Below are 20115 nucleotides of genomic sequence, written 5' to 3'. Positions count from 1 at the left end.
TTTATAATTTTGTGTATGCAATATTTGCGGAATATAATTCTGTATATTTCTTTTGTTTTAATATTTTTCAATCTTTAAAGTAGACCAAAATTAAAATTGGTATAGTTTGACTTTTTTGTATTTATAGTCAGTTATGCTTAAATTCTTCCTAAAATAGGTTTTTGGTTGCTAAAAGTTTTAAAAAAAAGCCCTTAAAACATATCGTTTTAAGGGCTTTTTATAAGGTCTTGAATTGTTATTTTCTATTCTTCTATAATGCCCTCCGCCAGGACAGTAATAACATTGTCTTTTACTTCCACTACTCCGCCTTTAATATTAAGGATTTCTTCATTGTTACTGACCTTAATAATCACCTTACCATCCTCTAGCGTAGAGACGATAGCAGCATGGTTCTTTAGTATCTGGAATGAGCCAGCAGATCCAGGCACCGTTACTGCTGTAACCGTACCCTCGTAGACCAACTTGTCAGGAGTAATAATTGTAAGTTTCATTTATTCTATAGTATTGCGAATTGCGTATTACGTGATGAGAATTTTGCTTTCGCAAATCTAACTACGTAATACGCAAATCTATTATTAAACAGCCTCAGCTAATAATTTCTTTCCTTTTTCGATTGCTTCATCTATGCTACCGACTAGGTTGAATGCTGCTTCAGGATATTCATCAACTTCTCCATCAATAATCATATTGAATCCTTTGATGGTATCTTTGATGTCTACCAATACACCTTTAAGGCCTGTAAACTGTTCTGCTACGTGAAAAGGTTGTGACAAGAAACGTTGAACGCGACGTGCACGGTGCACAGTCAATTTATCTTCTTCAGAGAGTTCATCCATACCTAAGATGGCAATGATATCTTGAAGTTCTTTATAACGTTGTAAGATTTCTTTAACACGTTGAGCGGTATTGTAGTGCTCAGCACCCAATACTGCAGGAGAAAGGATGCGTGAAGTAGAATCTAAAGGGTCTACTGCCGGATAGATTCCTAACTCAGCAATTTTACGAGACAATACTGTTGTAGCATCTAAGTGGGCGAATGTTGTCGCTGGAGCAGGGTCAGTTAAGTCATCCGCAGGCACATAAACGGCCTGTACAGAAGTGATCGATCCATTTTTGGTCGACGTAATACGCTCCTGCATTAACCCCATCTCTGTAGCAAGTGTCGGTTGGTAACCTACGGCGGAAGGCATACGGCCTAATAACGCAGATACTTCAGATCCTGCTTGCGTAAAACGGAAGATGTTATCAATGAAGAATAGTACGTCTTTACCTTGGCCATCACCTTCTCCATCACGGAAATACTCCGCTACTGTCAATCCAGATAGAGCTACACGGGCACGGGCGCCTGGAGGCTCATTCATTTGACCAAAGACAAATGTACATTTAGACTCTTTCATCAACTCTTGGTCAACGGTTTCTAAAGGCCATTCGCCCTTTTCCATGCCTTCCATGAATTGCTCACCATATTTAATAATTCCTGATTCCAACATCTCACGCAATAAGTCGTTACCTTCGCGAGTACGTTCGCCTACACCGGCGAACACCGAAAGACCACCATGACCTTTTGCAATATTGTTAATCAATTCTTGGATTAATACTGTTTTACCCACACCAGCACCACCGAATAAACCAATTTTACCACCTTTAGCATAAGGTTCTAATAAGTCGATAACTTTAATACCTGTAAAGAGAACTTCAGTCTCGGTAGATAAGTCTTCGAATTTTGGGGGTACATTGTGGATAGGGCGTCCGTTGGTTTTGTCCAGATTCTTGATCCCGTCAATGGCGTCTCCAACTACGTTAAATACACGGCCTTTGATTTCTTCTCCAATCGGCATTTTGATAGGGGCTCCTGTGTCGACAACTTTCATTCCACGAACCAAACCTTCGGTAGCATCCATGGCAATTGTACGTACACAATCCTCACCTAAGTGTTGTTGAACCTCTAAAACGATACGCTGACCGTTATCTTTTTCGATATACAATGCATCGAAAAGTCTAGGAAGGTTCTCATTGTCGGCGAAGTTGACGTCAACAACTGGGCCGATAATCTGCGCTATTTTACCAATCTGGGGCATATTATAGGGACTAAATATTTAATAATCAATTACAAAACTCAAAATGAGTCCTATTTTGGACTGCAAAAATAAGCTATATATGCCGAAAAGCAAAGTGTTGGATGAATAAAATTTACTTTTTTTTTGTCAAAGGTAAATTTGAATATAATTATGACTGAATAAGTTAGAGAATAGGGCATACTCCAATTTGTTTCAAAGAATCATATGCATCAAAATTTGGCTTGGATGAACATTTTATCTCCCCAATGTATTTCGGACTTGGCTACCAGTAATCACTATAATTTGATTATTATATTTTAACAGCGTTATACTAAATCGCGTAACAAATCTGTTATATATAAACAGGGGCAGTATCCTTTGTAGCTCGGTATCGCTAGTCAAAGAATATTTCGATAGTGTTCCATTTTTTTCCACCCTCCTAATTTGTGGGCTTCTCTACTTTTCGCTATCGTGCCTGAATGTCAATTTTTTTTGAAATAAATAACAATATCTGAATAACAAAATGGATTTGACAACGTTATAATGTCTGCAATACATGTAACAAATATGATACACTTGGGTGTGGCTCCGAAAGCGAATCATATCAAGTTGGTCTACTGTATTGCCATTTTTGGCTGAAGCTTATTATTTCAATTTAGATTCTTATATAAATATTTGACGTATGATGCATTATCTCTACCACTCGCTCTTTTTGACTTGCTGTCTTATTCTCTTTAGTCAGTCGGGGCGTGCAGACATTACCAAAGACAACTACCATTCCAAGATATTAGAATATTCTACACCACTTTCGTTCTCTCTGTTAGACTCCATTGGTATCAGTGGTACGGTCACGGATTCAGCGGGAATGGCAGTCGGTGGAGTAGTTGTCACCGAAAAAGGAACATCCAATAGTACGTTGTCCGAGCAGGACGGAACATTCAAAATTTCGGCAGATCCCAACGGAATTTTGGTTTTTATCAAATCTGGATTTGTGAACAAAGAAATCCATGTAAACAATCAAAAGCTTATAAAGGTGTCCCTTAGTACCGGCCTCGCCGAGTCTACGGTCGAAGGTTCAGCGGACTCGATTATAGTCCAGGCTGATTCTACAGTATCTGCTGTAGTCGTCGATTCCACTCATGTCGGTGTCAAAGACAGTTCGACTGTAATCGTTGCTCAGCCCGACAGCTTGAGTACCGTTGTCCAATCGGCCACACAAGGGAATGTATCAGGTACTGTCACGGGACCTAAAGGGCCTTTGCCAGGAGTCACGGTTACAGTAGTCGGAACAGGCCAATCTACCGGTACGGATGAGCTTGGGAAATTCCAAGTTGCGGCTGGGTCGAAAGATAGATTAAGATTTTCATCAGTTGGTTTTAAGGCCATAACGCAGACGGTTGGCAATAGGAAAGATATTCAAGTAGTACTGAGTTCAGAAACCAATATGCTCGACTCAGCACAGGTTGTCGCAGTTGGGTATGGCACGATGAATCGAGCTACCCTGCCTAGTGCTGTATCCAGTATCGGCGCTAATGAAATTAAGGATGAGGTCCTACCAAGTATTACACAGGCAATACAAGGGAAGGCTGGTGGAGTTCAAGTTACTCAGAAGTCTGGTTCCCCCGGAGGCGGAATCAGTATTCGAGTAAGGGGGACAACCTCCATTAATGCAAGCTCAGATCCATTGTACGTGGTAGATGGCATTCCTGTAAATAGCACGACCAACTTTACGGGAGGGTCTACCTTCGATTTTGGAGGCGGTACCCAAGGTATCAATGTGTTGTCGTCCATCAATCCTTCCGATGTTCAATCCATCGAAATACTAAAAGATGCCGCTTCCTCATCCATCTATGGTTCAAGAGCTGCAAATGGGGTGGTGCTGATTAGTACAAAAAAGGGGGTAGCCGGACAAAGTGAATTTAACTTTAATATGTACGAGGGGTTCTCACAAGTCCCGCGCGAAAGGTATTATGATTTTATGAATACCGAACAGTATCAGGATTATATGAAAGACTATTACAGCATTCTTCAACAAAAGGATCCCAAAGCAGTTATCCCTAATCAAATATTTTCCAATCCTAATGTTAATACCGATTGGCAGGACGCAATTTTTAGGAATGCAGCCACCAGGAGTTACGAACTATCATCAAGAGGTGGGGGTGAAAAGACCCAGTACTATACTTCCATTGGTTATATGAAACAAGGTGGTGTTCTTTTAGGTTCTGATTTCAATAGATTAAGCGGTCGTATAAATCTTAATCATCAGCACAATGAAAAACTAAGATTTTCGACTGCCATTAATCTAACGAGGGCCATCAACCAACGCGTCCAAGAGGAAAACTCAAAAGAAGGAGCAACCAAGAGTGGTATATTTTCTCCACCAAACTTAACGGTATATGATGCCGCAGGTAATTTTGTATATGATCAAGTCAGACTGACACGCGAGAATCCAGTCGCTATGTTAGACCTACCTACCAATGAAGCGCAAACTTTTCGCGTATTGGCTAATGCCAGCGTGGAATACAATATTATCCCAGAGCTTTTGTTAAAAACTAGTTTTGGTACAGATATTAGTTTTATCGATGAAACGTTCTTTATGCCGCCCGTGGGACTTAGGTCTTATGCTAGTCAGGGCGGCATTGGTGCACGCCGTAATACCCGAGATCAGCTATGGATTAATGAAACAACATTGACCTACGATAAGGCATTCGGTGACCATAGTATTAATGCTTTAGCGGGGTTTTCAGTCCAAGAGTCAAGACTTGAATTTGTCCATGGACAACGGTCTAGTTTTCCGAACAATGATATCCCTTACATTACTGCAGGAGGTGTGATTACAGGGGCTAATTCTTATCCGGAAGAATGGGCGATTGCATCCGGATTCGCACGGGCCACATATATATACAAGAATAAGTACATCCTAAATGCAAATGTTCGTTCAGATGGTTCTTCCCGCTTTGGTGCAGACAATCGCTGGGCAATATTTCCTTCATTTGCGGGGGCTTGGCGACTTACAGAAGAAGACTTTTTAAAGGACTCCAAAGTGCTCGATGACTTAAAATTTCGTGCAAGTTGGGGAATTACAGGTAACCAAAATATCGGTAATTATGCTAGCCGTTCTCTGTATTCGGGAGGGAATAATTATCTGGGTATGGCAGGTTTTGTACCAAATGTACTGGGTGACCGTGATTTAAAATGGGAAACCACCCGTCAATGGAACGTAGGTATTGACGCTGGCTTCTTAAATAATAGAGTGTCACTATTGGCCGATTACTATTATAAAAAAACTACCGACTTGTTAATCGGATTGCCTATCCTGACTAGTTCTGGTTACCTCAATAGATTCACAAACTCGGGGGATATAGAGAATAAAGGTTTCGAATTCGAATTGACGACGAAAAACTTGATTGGTGAATTTCAATGGACTACGGCCTTAAACATGACTTTTAATAGAAATAAAGTCGTAGCATTACCTGAGGGATTGGCAGAAATGCGTGGCGGAGTTGGCGATTTGAATCGTGCGATTGTAGGGCATCCATTAGGAGTTTTCTATGGCTGGCAAGCAATCGGTGTTAATTCTCAAACAGGTATGATTGATTATTTAGGGCAAGGTGGTAATGCGGTATCTCCTACAGATTACGAAGATCACCGGATGATAGGTGATCCTAACCCTTCCTTCTTTGGAGGTATCACCAATAACTTTGCATATAAAAATTTTGACTTAAGTGTCCAAGGTCAGTTCACTTATGGCAATGATATTTTCAATTATAACCTAGCTTCTGGTCTAGAGGGGTTTAATCCAAGCTCCAATCAATTCATTGACTTTGTCGATCGATGGAAAGCTCCGGGAGATATTACCGACGTTCCTAGACCAGCACCAGGTGATCTTAGCAATGGAGCGGTATCATCAAGATTTGTAGAAGACGGCTCCTTCTTTAGGCTTAGAAATATCACATTTGGATATACATTTCCATCTACTGTTACCGACAGGATTAAAGTAAAAAAACTACGATGGTACGTTACCGTTCAAAATGCATATGTATTCACTAAATATAGGGGTTATGATCCAGAGGTAAGTTCAAGCCATGGTGGAGCAAATACAGGGTTGATTTATGGGTATGACTATGGAAGTTATCCGCAACCACGCATATTCACTACTGGTATCAACTTAACTTTCTGACATTTGCTAATGGTCTATGCGACATCTGTTCGCAGCAAGATTCCCCATTTCTAACAATAAAATATTCCAATGAAAAATAAAACAATATTAATCTGCTTAGTCTACATGATGGCTTCTTTTGGGACATCATGTAATAAATTCTTAGATCGTGATCCTTTGGGACAAATTGCTCAAGATAAATTGTTCAATTCCGAGACAAATGCAAATGCGGCTGTTTTGGGGATATATCGGACTATGATGAATTCATTTTCCTTTGGTCAGTCTGTGATAGTCGTCCCTGAATTTTCAGCGAGACATGTAAGCCATTCAGCAAGCTTTCCTGAATACGAAAACTTCTCCGAACATAAAATACAAGCCATTAATCCATGGATTTCAAATATGTGGCAGGCGTTGTATACGACAATAAATGCGGCCAATCAAGTTATCGAGGAGGTTCCAAAAATGACGGAAGCGATGATTACTGAAGAGAAGAAGAATATACTTGTTGGCGAAGCTAAGTTTATTAGAGCGTTGAATTACTTTTTTCTCGTACGAGCTTTTAATAAAGTCCCTCTAAAACTTACTTATACCAAAGAAGGGGATAATATTGATATTCAAGAGTCTGATAAAGAAGTCCTCTATGAGCAAGTTGTCAAGGATTTAACAGATGCCATTGTATCACTTCCTGAAGAGAATCCCAATACGGGCAATGCAGCTAAAGGTCGTGCTTCTCATTGGGCGGCCAAAGCTTTACTGGCAAAGGTATATTTATATCAAGCTTCTATTACCAATGACTATAAAAAAGCAGCAGATTTGGCAAACGAAGTGCTGACAGCCGGCGGTTTTGGTTTAGTTACCGAATTTAGTACGATTTGGACTACACAAAACACAAGCGAAGCCATTTTCGAAATCCAGTTTGACGATCAAGTCACAAATCCGCTTGCCGCAGTAGCTAATGATAATGCAAGTGTACTATTTTTTGCTAAGGAGTCAGAAATTCTTGATATATACGCAGAGCAGGACAAACGAAAGAATTTCACTGTGAAAAAGGGCAATAACGATAAGTACTTTATGGGAAAGTTTCCTAATTTCTCGCCAGCCAGCCAAAATGTAACCGCTATTCGACTGGCAGAGATTTACTTAATCCACGCTGAAGCTCAGGGTCGAGTAGATAATGGTGTAAGCACAGCTGCTTACAACTCGTTGAAAGCCGTTCAGGACCGCGCTGGAGTTACGGTACCTATCAATGCGTATCCCAATCTGGAGGAATTTATCGTAGCGGTACAAGAAGAAAAAGAAAAGGAACTTATGTTTGAAGGTGAGACCTGGTTTGATTTCGGTAGGACCAAGCTCGCACTCAAAAAATATGAGAGTCTGACCGACGAAAGATTTCTTTTATATCCTATCCCGTCTGCACAAATAGGTTTGGGAACTGGACTTACACAAAATCCGGGCTATTGATACATGTTTAAATATGCCTAATGTCATCAATGGGTTATATTATAAGAAAAGCGGGCATTTGCCCGCTTTTCTTATAACCTTTTATTGAGCTCATCTTGAAGTTGACGGCGTAATTTTTGTTCGTTTTCTATTGATTTTTTTCGAAGCGTTTGCAGTTCATCTTGAACTTGTTCCGCCGTTTTCTTATGCTCCACAGTATCTACTTTCGCTTTGCGAAATGAAGCAAGCATGATTAAGAATAGAAGTCCAAATACGATGATTAAGGTCCAGACCAGCATATGATAGGTTGATTTGGAGAATGGAATGCCTAAAAAGGAAATGCTGTCTGTTTTTGCTTGCTCTTGCTGTAATTCTTGTGCGACGTTGCCCAAAGAGTCTTGTAGTGCTTTGGTGTTTGCGGCTACATTGCTTGACGAAGATTTTAAAGTTGCAATTTCTTTTGTTAGGACAGTGATGCTATCGCGGATGTTTTGTCTGATTATATCCAGATTCTCACTACGGATTAGCTTGTAAGGTGGTTGGGTTCTGGAAATATAATTTAGATGCTGGAATTGACTTTCGATGGTACCCTTTTTTAAACCTTCGTTACTGTATTTAAAAGTTCCCGTTTGTGCAAATCCACTAGTCGGCATCACTGATATGATCGTTAATAAAATTGTTGATATATAACAAAATAGTTTTTTGAAATTCATAGAATCATTTGTGTTATAAGTGTATTTCATATTCCGTGTAGATACTAATTGAGTAAGTATTTTTAATTACTAATTCCGTCTAATATACGAATAAATGGTAGAGAAGAAAACCCAAATGTAGATTCCCTGTTTCTAATAGTATGTTATTTGGTGATCCTTACCGACATAAGCTTATGTCCTAATTTTTTAGACATGACAGTTCATAACAGTTGAGCAGGATCTAATCTATAATTTGCAAGTGTTTAATTATTACAGATTAAGATCAATAGATTAACTTTCAAATACACATATGAACGCAATAGCTGGAGTATTATTTCATTTTATCGGAGGATTCGCTTCCGGAAGTTTTTATGTACCGTATAAAAAGGTCAAAGCTTGGTCTTGGGAATCCATGTGGATACTGGGAGGTGTTTTTTCGTGGATTATTGTTCCGCCCATTGCAGCCTATATCACGATTCCTAACTTTTGGAATATTATAAGAGATAGTGATTCCAATACGCTTGGTTATACATTTCTTTTTGGACTATTGTGGGGTATAGGCGGATTGACCTATGGGTTGGGAGTCCGGTATCTCGGGGTATCTCTGGGAAGCAGTATTATGTTGGGGTTAAGTATGGTCTTTGGTTCCCTAATGCCCGCAGTCTATTACTTCTTTAATGAAACAATAGGAAAGCACGGAATAGATTATTTCTTATCAACCGGTCCCGGGATATGTGTGATGATTGGTCTTTTGATTTGTGTGGTTGGTATTTATCTATGTGGATATGCAGGTATGCTTAAGGAGAGAGGTATAAAAAGCCAATCTGAAGATCTACGGCCTGAGTATAACTTTACCTTAGGTATCGTGGTAGCTATTGTTTCTGGGATACTTAGTGCTTGTTTCAATTTTGGGATTGAGGCCGGAAAACCAATGGCAGAAATTGCAAATAATCTTTGGAAGTCAGCCAATCCAGGGCAGGGCGAATTTTTATATCAGAATAATGTGACCTATGTGGTCATCTTATGGGGGGGATTTACGACTAATTTTCTGTGGTGCTTATATCTCTTGATGAAGAATAAGACATATACGGATTACACTAAATCTTCTTCGCCTTTAGCCAAAAACATATTACTATGTGCTTTAGCAGGGACGACCTGGTACTTGCAGTTCTTTTTTTATGGAATGGGAGAGAGTCGTCTAGGTAATGGTGCCAGTTCATGGATATTACACATGGCTTTTATCATATTGATTTCCAATGCTTGGGGAATAGCATTGAAAGAATGGAAGGGAGTGAGTAAGTCCACCTATCGCGCAATTATAGCAGGTATAGTGACCATTATCCTATCTATTTGTGTCGTGGGATTAGCAAAAACATTAGAATAATCATTTAAATATACATATGGAATTGAAAACATTTCAGTACGTCAACTATTTGTGGGACGAAGAAAAAGCTAAGACCATCGAGGGGGATGAAGTTGCCTTGTTGTTGTATCGGTCAAACTTACTAGGATCGGATCTGAGAATCACAAACTATGGCGGGGGTAATACCTCCTGTAAGGTGATTGAAAAGGATCCATTGACTGGTGAGCAGACAGAGGTGATGTGGATAAAAGGATCGGGTGGTGATATTGGCACGCTGCAGAAATCCGGATTAGCTGCGCTATACGTAAACCGTCTGCGAAACCTAGAGCATATTTATAAAGGTCTGGATCACGAGGACGAAATGGTTGAATTGTTCAATCATTGCATTTTTGATTTGCAATCTAAGGCACCTTCTATTGATACCCCCTTACACGGATTTTTACCGTTTAAGCATATTGATCACCTTCATCCTGATGCCGCTATTGCAATAGCGGCCGCTGCCGATGGTGAGCGCATAACACAGGAGCTGTTTAATGGTCAGATTGGTTGGGTCGGGTGGCAAAAGCCTGGGTTTGATTTGGGTTTGCAATTGCGTGAATGTTTGAATAAAAATCCAGGTATCAAAGGGATTATGCTCGGTTCACATGGCCTATTTACATGGGGAGATACGGCTTATGAATGCTATATTAATTCTTTGGAAGTCATCGAGAAATGCGCAGAATATCTGCATCAACATGAAGGAAAGAATAGACCCGTATTTGGTGGTCAGAAAGTCACTCCGCTTTCGGAGGATAGACGGAAATCACAGGCAGCAGCTTTGGCACCAATTTTAAGAGGCTTTTGTTCCAGTGAACGACACATGGTAGGACATTTTACAGATGATGCTCGTGTATTGGAATATATTGATTCATATGACTTGGACAGATTGGCGCCCCTCGGTACGAGTTGTCCAGATCATTTCTTGAGAACCAAGATTCAACCTTTGATATTAAATTTGGATAAAGAGGATGATTTGACAGATGTTGCGGGCGTTAAAGCTAGACTTTTGCCGGTCTATCAAGAGTATAGGGATATGTACAAAACGTACTATGAAACCTGTAAACATCCTGATAGCCCTGCTATGCGAGATGCCAATCCAGTTATTATCCTATTCCCAGGAGTCGGGATGTTCTCGTTCGCAAAAGATAAACAAACAGCCCGAGTTGCGTCCGAGTTTTACATTAATGCTATAAATGTAATGCGAGGAGCAGAAGCTGTCTCGTCATATACTTCCCTGCCAAGGCAAGAAGCTTTTAACATAGAGTATTGGTTGTTAGAAGAAGCCAAATTACAACGGATGCCTAAGCCGAAGGCGCTTTCAGGTAAGATTGCTCTGATTACAGGTAGTGCCGGTGGAATTGGAAAAGCCATTGCTAAAAAATTTGTAGCAGAAGGAGCAGTTGTAGTCCTGAATGACGTGAATAAGGAGCGACTCGATTCCACCTTTGCGGAGTTTGTAAGACTTTTTGGTCGGGATGCCGTATGCACATGTTTACTTGATGTCACCAACGAAGCGCAAATTACTTCGGCAATGCGTGAAGCCTCTTTATCTTTCGGTGGTGTAGATATCATCGTGAACAATGCGGGTATCTCGATATCGAAGACGATAGAAGAGCATACCGAAAAGGATTGGGATCTGTTATATGATATTTTGGCTAAAGGACAGTTTTTTGTAACGCAAGCCGCTGTTAAAATTTTAAAAGCACAGGGAATAGGAGGAGATGTTATTAATATCGTGAGTAAAAATGCCTTGGTAAGTGGACCTAATAACGCGGGTTATGGGAGTGCAAAGGCTGCTCAACTACATCTTAGTAGATTAAATGCCGCAGAACTAGGTGAAGCAAAAATACGGGTAAATGTCGTGAATCCTGATGCCGTTATCTCGGACAGCAATATCTGGTCTGGAGGCTGGGCTGAAGGACGGGCCAAGGCGTATGGTATTACAGTTGAAGAATTACCGGCTTACTATGCTAAACGAACATTATTAAACGAGATTATTTTGCCAGACGATATTGCAAACGCTTGTTTTGCCTTTGTTGGCGGACTGCTCAATAAGTCTACAGGCAATGTACTTAATGTAGACGGTGGAGTAGCGATGGCATTTGTTCGATAAATTACATAAATATTGGGAAGTATAATAGGTATTTATGTAATTTCAGTAATAAACCTAAAATTGATATAAACATGAGAATAGAGCAAAAGCATATTGACCAACACAATGAGTCACTTTTGTACACGCACATCCGAAAATTTAATTTTATAAAAGAAGACATCCTTAATTACGAGCTGGTACTTCAAAAACTCATGGCATTCCAAATTGGTATCCCAAGCTGGGCATTGGGGACTGGCGGAACTCGATTTGGTCGTTTTTCTGGTGGGGGTGAACCTGCAACTCTTGATCAGAAGATTGAAGATGTTGGGTTGTTACACGCTTTAAATAAGTCAAGTGGCGCAATATCCCTTCACATTCCTTGGGATATACCAAAAGACATCGAAAGTATTAAACAGTTGGCAGCATCTTATGGGTTAAAGTTTGATGCGGTCAATTCCAATACTTTTCAAGATCAACCCGGTCAGCAATATAGTTATAAATATGGTTCATTACACCATGTCAATCCTGCAGTTAGAAGACAGGCCATCGATCATAATATTGAAGTTATTCGACAGGGGGTTGCTCTAGGGTCGACAGCGCTGACCATCTGGTTAGCTGATGGATCTTCTTTTCCAGGACAGCTTAACTTTCGTGAAGCTTTCCAAAATACGTTAGAAAGCCTGGGTGAAATATACAAACACCTTCCCGAGGGCTGGAAAATGTTTATCGAATACAAGTGCTTCGAACCCTATTTCTATTCTACTACTATCGCCGATTGGGGGCAGTCCCTGCTATTGGCTAATAAATTGGGTGAGAAGGCATACACATTGGTTGACTTAGGGCATCATCTTCCCAATGCGAATATTGAGCAGATCGTATCTCTACTATTGATGGAAGGTAAGCTAGGTGGATTTCACTTTAATGACAGTAAGTATGCGGATGACGACCTTACTGCAGGCAGTATCAAACCCTATCAACTCTTTTTGATATTTAATGAACTGGTTGATGGGATGGATTTGAATGGCCTAGACCATGCAACAGGACTGGGGTGGATGATAGATGCATCACATAATCAGAAAGATCCTCTTATTGATTTATTGCAATCTGTGGAAGCTATAAAAATTGCATATGCACAAGCCCTGCTTGTAGATCGCAAAGCTCTGAGGATTGCACAGCAGGAGAATGATGTCATTCAAGCTCAGGAAATATTACAATACGCTTTTCGAACGGATGTACGATCCCTTTTGGCCGAAGCAAGATTGCGAAGTGGCGCAGCCCTAGACCCTATTGGGTTGTTTAAGGAGCTGGATGTCCGTAGACAATTGACTGAGGAGAGAGGTGTGGATTCAATCGCGACTGGACTATAGGCATGGAACGGAGTCTGATTCCCACCATCGCAATATTCGATGTAGGTAAAACCAATAAAAAATTATTCCTATTTGATGAACATTACAATCTCGTATTTGAACGGACAGCTCGTTTTATAGAAACTGTTGATGAAGACGGCGATCCGTGTGAGAATATAGAAAGTCTTAGACTTTCTATATTTGATTCTCTGCATGAGGTTTTTACGAAGAGGCAATTTGATGTCAAGGCTATAAATTTTACTTCGTATGGGGCAAGTTTGGTGCATTTGGATGAGGATGGGCGGCCACTCACTCCGCTATATAACTATCTAAAGGCCTATCCAGAGGAGCTTCAGGATCAAATCTATGCGAAATTTGGTGGCCGTGAACAGTTCTTATTAGATACAGCTTCTCCCTCTTTAGGGAGCTTGAATTCCGGCTTCCAATTGTATCGTCTAAAACAACGTAACCCTGAAGTTTTTAAACGGCTAAAGTATAGCCTCCACCTTCCTCAATACCTCAGCTACCTTGTCTCCGGACAAATATATTCGGATATGACTAGTATTGGTTGCCATACGGCCCTATGGGACTTTAGTAAGCAAAGCTATCATGATTGGGTCATTAGTGAGGGGCTCATTGACAAACTTGCTCCTATAGTCAAAGGAGAAGCGGTATTTCCCGCGACTTTTCCTGGTAGCAATTATTCTGTTGGCATTGGATTGCATGATAGTTCAGCAGCTTTAATTCCTTATATATTGAATTTCAAGGAGCCTTTTATCCTTATATCAACGGGCACATGGTGTATTTCTTTCAATCCGTTTAATAACGATACACTGACACCCGATGAGTTAAATCAAGACTGTCTTTTTTACATGACGTATACAGGCGTACCTGTAAAAGCTTCTCGTCTATTCGCAGGTCATGAGCATGAGATTCAGCTCAAGCGGATTGCAGACCACTTTGATGTAACCACTGCTAAATTCAGGAATATAAATGTAGACTGGGAAATTATAGATGATCTGCAAACGCGATTTACATTTGATGGCACTTCTTTAGCTGCTTTTGGTCAACGTGTATTGTCTGATTTCGAAGATAGTATAGTCGCTTATCATGCCCTTATATTGGACCTGGTGGCTTCACAAGTTGTCGCGACTAACCTCGTGCTTGGAGATCAGAAAATACGTCGGATATTTGTCGACGGCGGGTTCAGTAAAAATAATATCTATATGAATTTGATTGCCAAGACATTTAGTGATGTCGAGGTCTACGCGGCTTCCATGGCCCAAGCGACAGCCATAGGTGCTGCCTTAGTGATGCATAATCACTGGAACGAACATACAATTCCAAGTGATATTATAGAACTTCGGTTTTATAGAGGAGGTGAATCCTAAGTAATCTTACTCACTAAGAGAAGTAATTCAGTATTATCAATTTTTTTATTCAGAATAAATGAATGACGTGTTTCGATTTGTTGAAACACGTCTTTTTTTTGTGGTGTGGGCGAATAAGGATAGCACAGGATAGTTCTTAGGAAACTTCCATTTGACCGCTTCCTAAAAACGTTTTAGCTTTTGTTATTCCGTTTAATTTTCTCTTTTTAAAGAGCTAAATCTATCTTTTTGACCCTAGTATTTAGTCAGGATAGAGCATGATGATATGTTTAAAATTGCCCCCTAATTTTAGACCATCTAACCAGTAATAAATTGTATAAACCTAACAATCCTAAAAAGAATGAAGTACCTGTTTTTTACCTATCACATATGTGGTAACATGCCTTACAATAAATTTTAGTCAAATGAATTATGAATGAAAAGACTTATATGAACTGTTTAATAAAAAGGATTGCCATCCTTGTCTTTATTTTCTTGTTTAATGGTATTTCTCTTCTCGCTCAGGAGGATTTACAAGTAGAAGGAACCGTATTGGATTCCGAGAGCAAAGTTCCTATTTCGGGTGTTACTGTAAGACTGAGTAATTCGACAGAGGTTACTTCGACTAATAGTAAAGGGCAATATGTTATAAAAGCCCGACGCAATGGGAATCTAACTTTTGATTTTATAGGGTACAAGAGGCAGGAGGTTAAAGTGGATGGGGCTCGGACAATTAATATCAATCTGATTTCCGAAAATAGGGCCATTGATGAGGTAGTCGTCGTGGCATACGGTGAACAAAAAAAGATATCAGTGACTGGTGCTATAAGTAGTGTTAGCGGAGAAGAATTAAGGAAATCTTCGTCGGCAAATTTCACAGCTACTTTAGCGGGTCGAATATCGGGATTGACTGCAATACAATCGGGCGGAGGGCAGCCTGGGGTAGACAATGCTACATTGTATTTGCGAGGGGCGGCTACCACTAATGGAAAATCTCCTTTGATTTTGATAGATGGGGTGCCTCGGGACAATCTCCAAGCATTAGATGCATCTGAAGTAGAATCAGTCACCACCTTAAAGGATGCGTCAGCGACAGCAGTATTCGGGGTCCGCGGCGCTAATGGAGTACTTCTCATTACTACCCGAAGAGGAGTTGCCGGTAAAACAGAATTTAGTGCCTCGCTTGATCAGAGTTACTCAGCCTTCACCCGCGAACCCGAGCGGCTGCACTCTTGGGAATATATAGATCTTAGAAATGAAGCTTCTCTGAATGATCAGATGCCTCTCCGTTTCAGTAGTCAAACCAGGGAGAAATTTGTTAATCCTCTACTCGGTTTAGATCCCAATGATCCTGACTACGAGTCAAAAGTAAAGGTGCTCCAGTATATTTATCCGGATCATGATTATTATCGAATGTTTATTCGTCGATATACACCCCAATCTAGAGTGAACGTAACAGCATCTGGAGGGACAGAAAAGGTCAAATTTTTTGTCAATACAGCCTATCTACATCAGGGAGGCAATCTAAATGTAGAGCCCGAATCCAAGCTTGGCTACAATTCAGCTTCCAAGTTGGATCGATATAACTTTCGCGCAAATTTGGACTACGACATTTCTAGTTCATTTAAAACCTATTTAAATCTAGGAAGTTACATCGAACAAGTCAATATGCCTTCTGCGTCAGCTTATCCTTCAAGTAGTCCGAGTTGGATGATGCGGGATATTTTCTTTCAAGCGCAATCTATATTACCTATCACCCCCGGGCCACTTACTATTGATGGATTTGGGGTAGAGCCAGGACAAATCGTTGATCCGGGCTATTTAGATCGGTCCGCATTTGAAGTCATGAATCGCATGGGATATCGGAATACCATGAGATCAAATCTGAACGGAACCTTCGGAGCAGATTGGAATTTAGCAACATTGATTACTAAAGGCCTGTCGCTAAAGGGTATGATTTCTTATGATTCATATGCAAGTACCACAGTTCAGGGTGCAAAATTGGAGCCTTTATATCGAGCCACAGTCAACTATGATACCGATGAATTGTCTTATACTGTGTTTCGTCCAGATGAGAATCGATTATCAGTAGGTCGTAGTGTCTCCTCTAGATACAATATTAACGTTCAAGGGTCTCTCCATTATAAAAGAAATTTTGGCAAACATGATGTAACAGGGCTGATACTGGGCCAGCGTGATTTTTGGGAGACTAATGGTGGTGAGATTCCTTATAATGTCATAGGTCTTGTCGGAAGGACTACTTATGGATACGATAATCGTTACCTCGCCGAGATTAATATGGGGTATAATGGCTCCGAACAGTTTTCTCCTACAAAGAGATTTGGATTCTTTCCCGCATTTTCGCTTGGATGGGTACTCAGTAATGAGCGCTTCCTCAAGGAGCATCCCGTGCTTACAAACTTGAAGCTGAGAGGGTCGCATGGTAAAGTCGGTAATGATCAAATGGACGGCAAGCGTTTTCTTTATCAAAGTGATATCACTATGGGTGGTGGGCCTTTGGGGAGTTTGTCTCAAGGACGGGGCGTGAACCAAGGGCTATTGGGTAATCCAAACATTACTTGGGAAACAGCTAAAAAGACGAATGTCGGTCTAGATGTTCAATTATTTAAAGATTTAGATCTAGCATTTGATGTATACCAAGAGCGTCGGTCGGATATACTCCTCACTAGAGGGACGGTACCAAGTCTTCAGGGGGTGCCTTTAGGTAACATTCCCAAAGTCAATATGGGAATTGTCAATAATAAAGGGTTTGAAATCGAGTATCACTATAGAAAGATATTTAGTGACAAATTGACCCTGAGGTCTAATGGTAATTTGGGTTTTAATAAGAATAAAGTTGTTTTCTTAGATGAGGCTAGACGTGGTGAATCATATAGCTATCGCTATACCACAACAGGGTTTCCGTTACACCAAGCGTGGGGACACCGAATAGATTACAGCAATGGTAACGGATATTTCAATTCTAAAGAGGAGTTAGACGAATACCTCTCGCGTATCACATACAGCTTTGGAGTACCTCGAGTGGGAGATTTCAAATACATTGATCTTAATCAAGATGAAGTGATTGACGATAAGGATGTGGCCCCTATAAAGAACTCTGCAATTCCGGGAATCATTTATGGATTTGATGTGGGTGGGACATACAAGAATTGGGACTTTACCGTCTTTTTTCAAGGAGTAGGTCGTTATTCGACAAACTTTGCCGAGCAAGGTGTCTGGGAGACAACAAAAGAGGGTAATTACTTTGGATATCACCGTACTGCCTGGACAGAAGAACGCTATAAAAATGGTGAAAACATTACCTACCCAGCATTAAGTACGCAGCTCAATACCAATCATAGAGCAAATGATTTTTTTATCATGGATAGGTCTTTTATCCGGCTGAAGAATGTTGAATTAGCTTATACCTTTAATCAAAAATTTCTCAGTCATTTAGGAATAAAACATCTTCGTGCCTACATCTCTGGACAAAATCTTGTCACATGGGATAAATTGAAGATGACCCATCATGACCCTGAATATAACGATGCTATCGGATATCCCATTACGAAGATGTATAGTTTCGGATGCAATATTAGATTTTGAGGAAAATATAAATTGATATGAAAATTAAAAAATATATAATAGGATTTTGTGTGACCATATTATTGTTGTCATGCAACAAAACGTTGGATATGGCGCCAGATGGAAAAATGGACTTATCCGAGGTTTTTGAGGATCACATAAAGGTAGGTGCATTTTTAAATAGCTGCTATTCCAATATGTCCGGTAAGGGCGTTCGTTACTTTTTCTGGTCGAGAGGTCCCGTGGTGTGGAGTGATGAAGCTTGGGATGGAGACGCTGAGGCCGAGCCTACATTGACTTCCGGCAGACTTTATAATGGTAATGCTTCAGCAGGAAATCATCCTATAGAAACCCCGGCCTCTGTAGAAGCAGGTAATGGAGACTACTGGAATCGGTACTGGGCAAGCATTCGCAATTGCAGTATTTTTATCTCCGAAATTGACAAGGCACAGGTGAATAGTGAAGAGGAGCGTAACCGTTGGAAAGCAGAAGCTCATGTGCTCCGCGCTTACTATTATCATGAATTACTGAAATGGTATGGAAATGCCATACCTATTCTTCGCGAGCCTATACATTTTGCTGCGGATTTTAGTACGCTCGTGAAACCGACTTATTATGAGATTGTCAAATTTATCGAAGAAGATTGCAATGCAGGTTTGCAATCCCAATATCTCCCATGGCGCATAAGCAACGGCGAGTCATATCGTGTTACAAAAGCATTGGCCGAGGCTATTAAATCCAAGATGTTTTTGTTTGCAGCTAGTCCGATGAACAATATCGGCAAGGACCATTGGGAAGAGGCATACCAAATAAATAAACAGTCTCTACAAAATTTGAGAAACAACGGATATGAATTGTATAAAAAAGTAAATTTCCCCCAGACCTATCAATCTGATGTGTCATTCTTGGGACCTGAAAATAGTAAATATGCGGGGGTGTATAATGAATACTTTACTCGTGGGATGTCTTTTAGTATTTCTCAGGTCGATTTGGAGACTATTTATCAAAGTCGAGAAGGCCAGGGAAATATATGGAATATCGATGGAGTTGGTGCACAGGATAGTTACAAAAGTGGGACCTCTCCCACACAAGAGTTGGTCGATGCCTACGAAACCCTGGATGGGCAAACTATATTAAATTTAGAAAATCCGTATTTGGATGAGAAGCACCTCCAACCCAACTATAATTCTCAAAATAAATTGTATAACCCCAATAATCCCTATGCTAATCGTGACCCTAGATTTTACGCATCTATATATCACAATGGGTCGAAGCGTAAAGCACTTTGGAATTTTATAGAAGTCCCGCAGTCTCCTGAAAATTATCCTGGAGGGATTGGAAATCGAACCCGTATTATAACGACTTACGTTGGTGAACCACAAACGGGTATACACCCTACCGCCCGTCGTGCTACGAGAACAGGATACTACCATCGCAAATTCTTGCATCCTAACTCTGGAAATGATAACCCTGTCGCTGGGGCAGGTTGGAAGTATTTCCGTCTCGGTGAGATCATACTAAACTTTGCCGAGGCTGCGGCTGAGGCCGGACATCTTGATGAGGCCAGGGAAGCTGTAAATGAAATCCGAAGTCGGGTCAATATGCCTGAATTACCGAATGGGTTGAATAAAGAACAATTGATTTTACGGATTCGGAATGAGCGACGTGTAGAACTAGCATTTGAAGAGTGTCGCTACTTTGATGTCCGTAGATGGAGCCAACCTGATGGTGATCTTTCCAAGACCGATAAATGGGTCACGGCTATGGAAATCGTGAAGGGTAAAGACGGGACATTTACTTATAATAGGAGGACAGTGCGGACATTAGAACGACGCAACTATACTAATGCCTATCTCTTACTCCCCATTCCGTTAAATGAAGCAAGTCGATTGGAATCTATTACAGGCGTGGTGTGGCAAAATCCCGGGTGGTAATCCCAAATCCCGGGATGAATATTAATTATTAAACGAGA

The 20115-nt window shown here is 40.6% G+C and carries 11 protein-coding genes; 8 read left to right on the top strand and 3 right to left on the bottom strand.

Translation table 11 applies throughout. The annotated features are described in order from the left end of the window. Window positions 1-242 precede the first annotated feature (242 nt). Both atpC and atpD read right to left on the bottom strand, forming a co-directional pair. Entirely contained in the window at window positions 243-491 is a 249-nt protein-coding gene (gene atpC / locus OQ289_RS19915; RefSeq protein ID WP_033565497.1) for an ATP synthase F1 subunit epsilon, read from the bottom strand. An 84-nt stretch (window positions 492-575) separates the two neighbouring features. Next, window positions 576-2078 (bottom strand): F0F1 ATP synthase subunit beta, encoded by a 1503-nt coding sequence (gene atpD / locus OQ289_RS19910; RefSeq protein WP_033565496.1) that lies wholly within the window; start codon window positions 2076-2078, stop codon window positions 576-578. Window positions 2079-2739: 661 nt separating this feature from the next. On the opposite strand from atpD, the gene OQ289_RS19905 reads away from it, so the two are divergent. Then, on the top strand, window positions 2740-6237 hold the full coding sequence (locus OQ289_RS19905; RefSeq protein ID WP_270088499.1) for a SusC/RagA family TonB-linked outer membrane protein: 3498 nt from the start codon (window positions 2740-2742) through the stop codon (window positions 6235-6237). A 69-nt stretch (window positions 6238-6306) separates the two neighbouring features. Further along, entirely contained in the window at window positions 6307-7677 is a 1371-nt protein-coding gene (locus OQ289_RS19900) for a RagB/SusD family nutrient uptake outer membrane protein (protein WP_270088498.1), read from the top strand. 71 nt (window positions 7678-7748) lie between these two features. Here the strand turns inward: OQ289_RS19900 and OQ289_RS19895 are convergent, their stop codons facing one another. After that, window positions 7749-8369, bottom strand: coding sequence for a hypothetical protein (locus OQ289_RS19895; RefSeq protein WP_270088497.1), 621 nt, complete (start codon window positions 8367-8369; stop codon window positions 7749-7751). 289 nt (window positions 8370-8658) lie between these two features. On the opposite strand from OQ289_RS19895, the gene rhaT reads away from it, so the two are divergent. From rhaT to OQ289_RS19865, 6 genes are all read left to right on the top strand, one after another. After that, complete coding sequence (gene rhaT / locus OQ289_RS19890) at window positions 8659-9732, top strand: L-rhamnose/proton symporter RhaT (RefSeq protein WP_270088496.1); 1074 nt, start codon at window positions 8659-8661, stop codon at window positions 9730-9732. A gap of 16 nt (window positions 9733-9748) precedes the next feature. After that, window positions 9749-11863 carry a bifunctional aldolase/short-chain dehydrogenase gene (locus OQ289_RS19885; RefSeq protein WP_270088495.1) on the top strand — a complete coding sequence of 705 codons (2115 nt, stop codon included), beginning with the start codon at window positions 9749-9751 and terminating at the stop codon, window positions 11861-11863. Window positions 11864-11934: 71 nt separating this feature from the next. Then, entirely contained in the window at window positions 11935-13209 is a 1275-nt protein-coding gene (locus OQ289_RS19880) for a TIM barrel protein (RefSeq protein ID WP_270088494.1), read from the top strand. 2 nt (window positions 13210-13211) lie between these two features. Continuing rightward, on the top strand, window positions 13212-14579 hold the full coding sequence (locus OQ289_RS19875) for an FGGY-family carbohydrate kinase (RefSeq protein WP_270088493.1): 1368 nt from the start codon (window positions 13212-13214) through the stop codon (window positions 14577-14579). A 429-nt stretch (window positions 14580-15008) separates the two neighbouring features. After that, window positions 15009-18164 (top strand): SusC/RagA family TonB-linked outer membrane protein, encoded by a 3156-nt coding sequence (locus OQ289_RS19870; protein ID WP_270088492.1) that lies wholly within the window; start codon window positions 15009-15011, stop codon window positions 18162-18164. A gap of 17 nt (window positions 18165-18181) precedes the next feature. After that, complete coding sequence (locus OQ289_RS19865) at window positions 18182-20077, top strand: RagB/SusD family nutrient uptake outer membrane protein (protein WP_270088491.1); 1896 nt, start codon at window positions 18182-18184, stop codon at window positions 20075-20077. The last annotated feature ends 38 nt before the right edge of the window (window positions 20078-20115 follow it).

This window comes from Sphingobacterium sp. SYP-B4668 (assembly GCF_027627455.1).
Classification (GTDB): Bacteria; Bacteroidota; Bacteroidia; order Sphingobacteriales; family Sphingobacteriaceae; genus Sphingobacterium.
The sequence above is the reverse complement of the archived record's forward strand: the minus strand, read 5'-3'. Positions and strand labels throughout refer to the sequence as shown.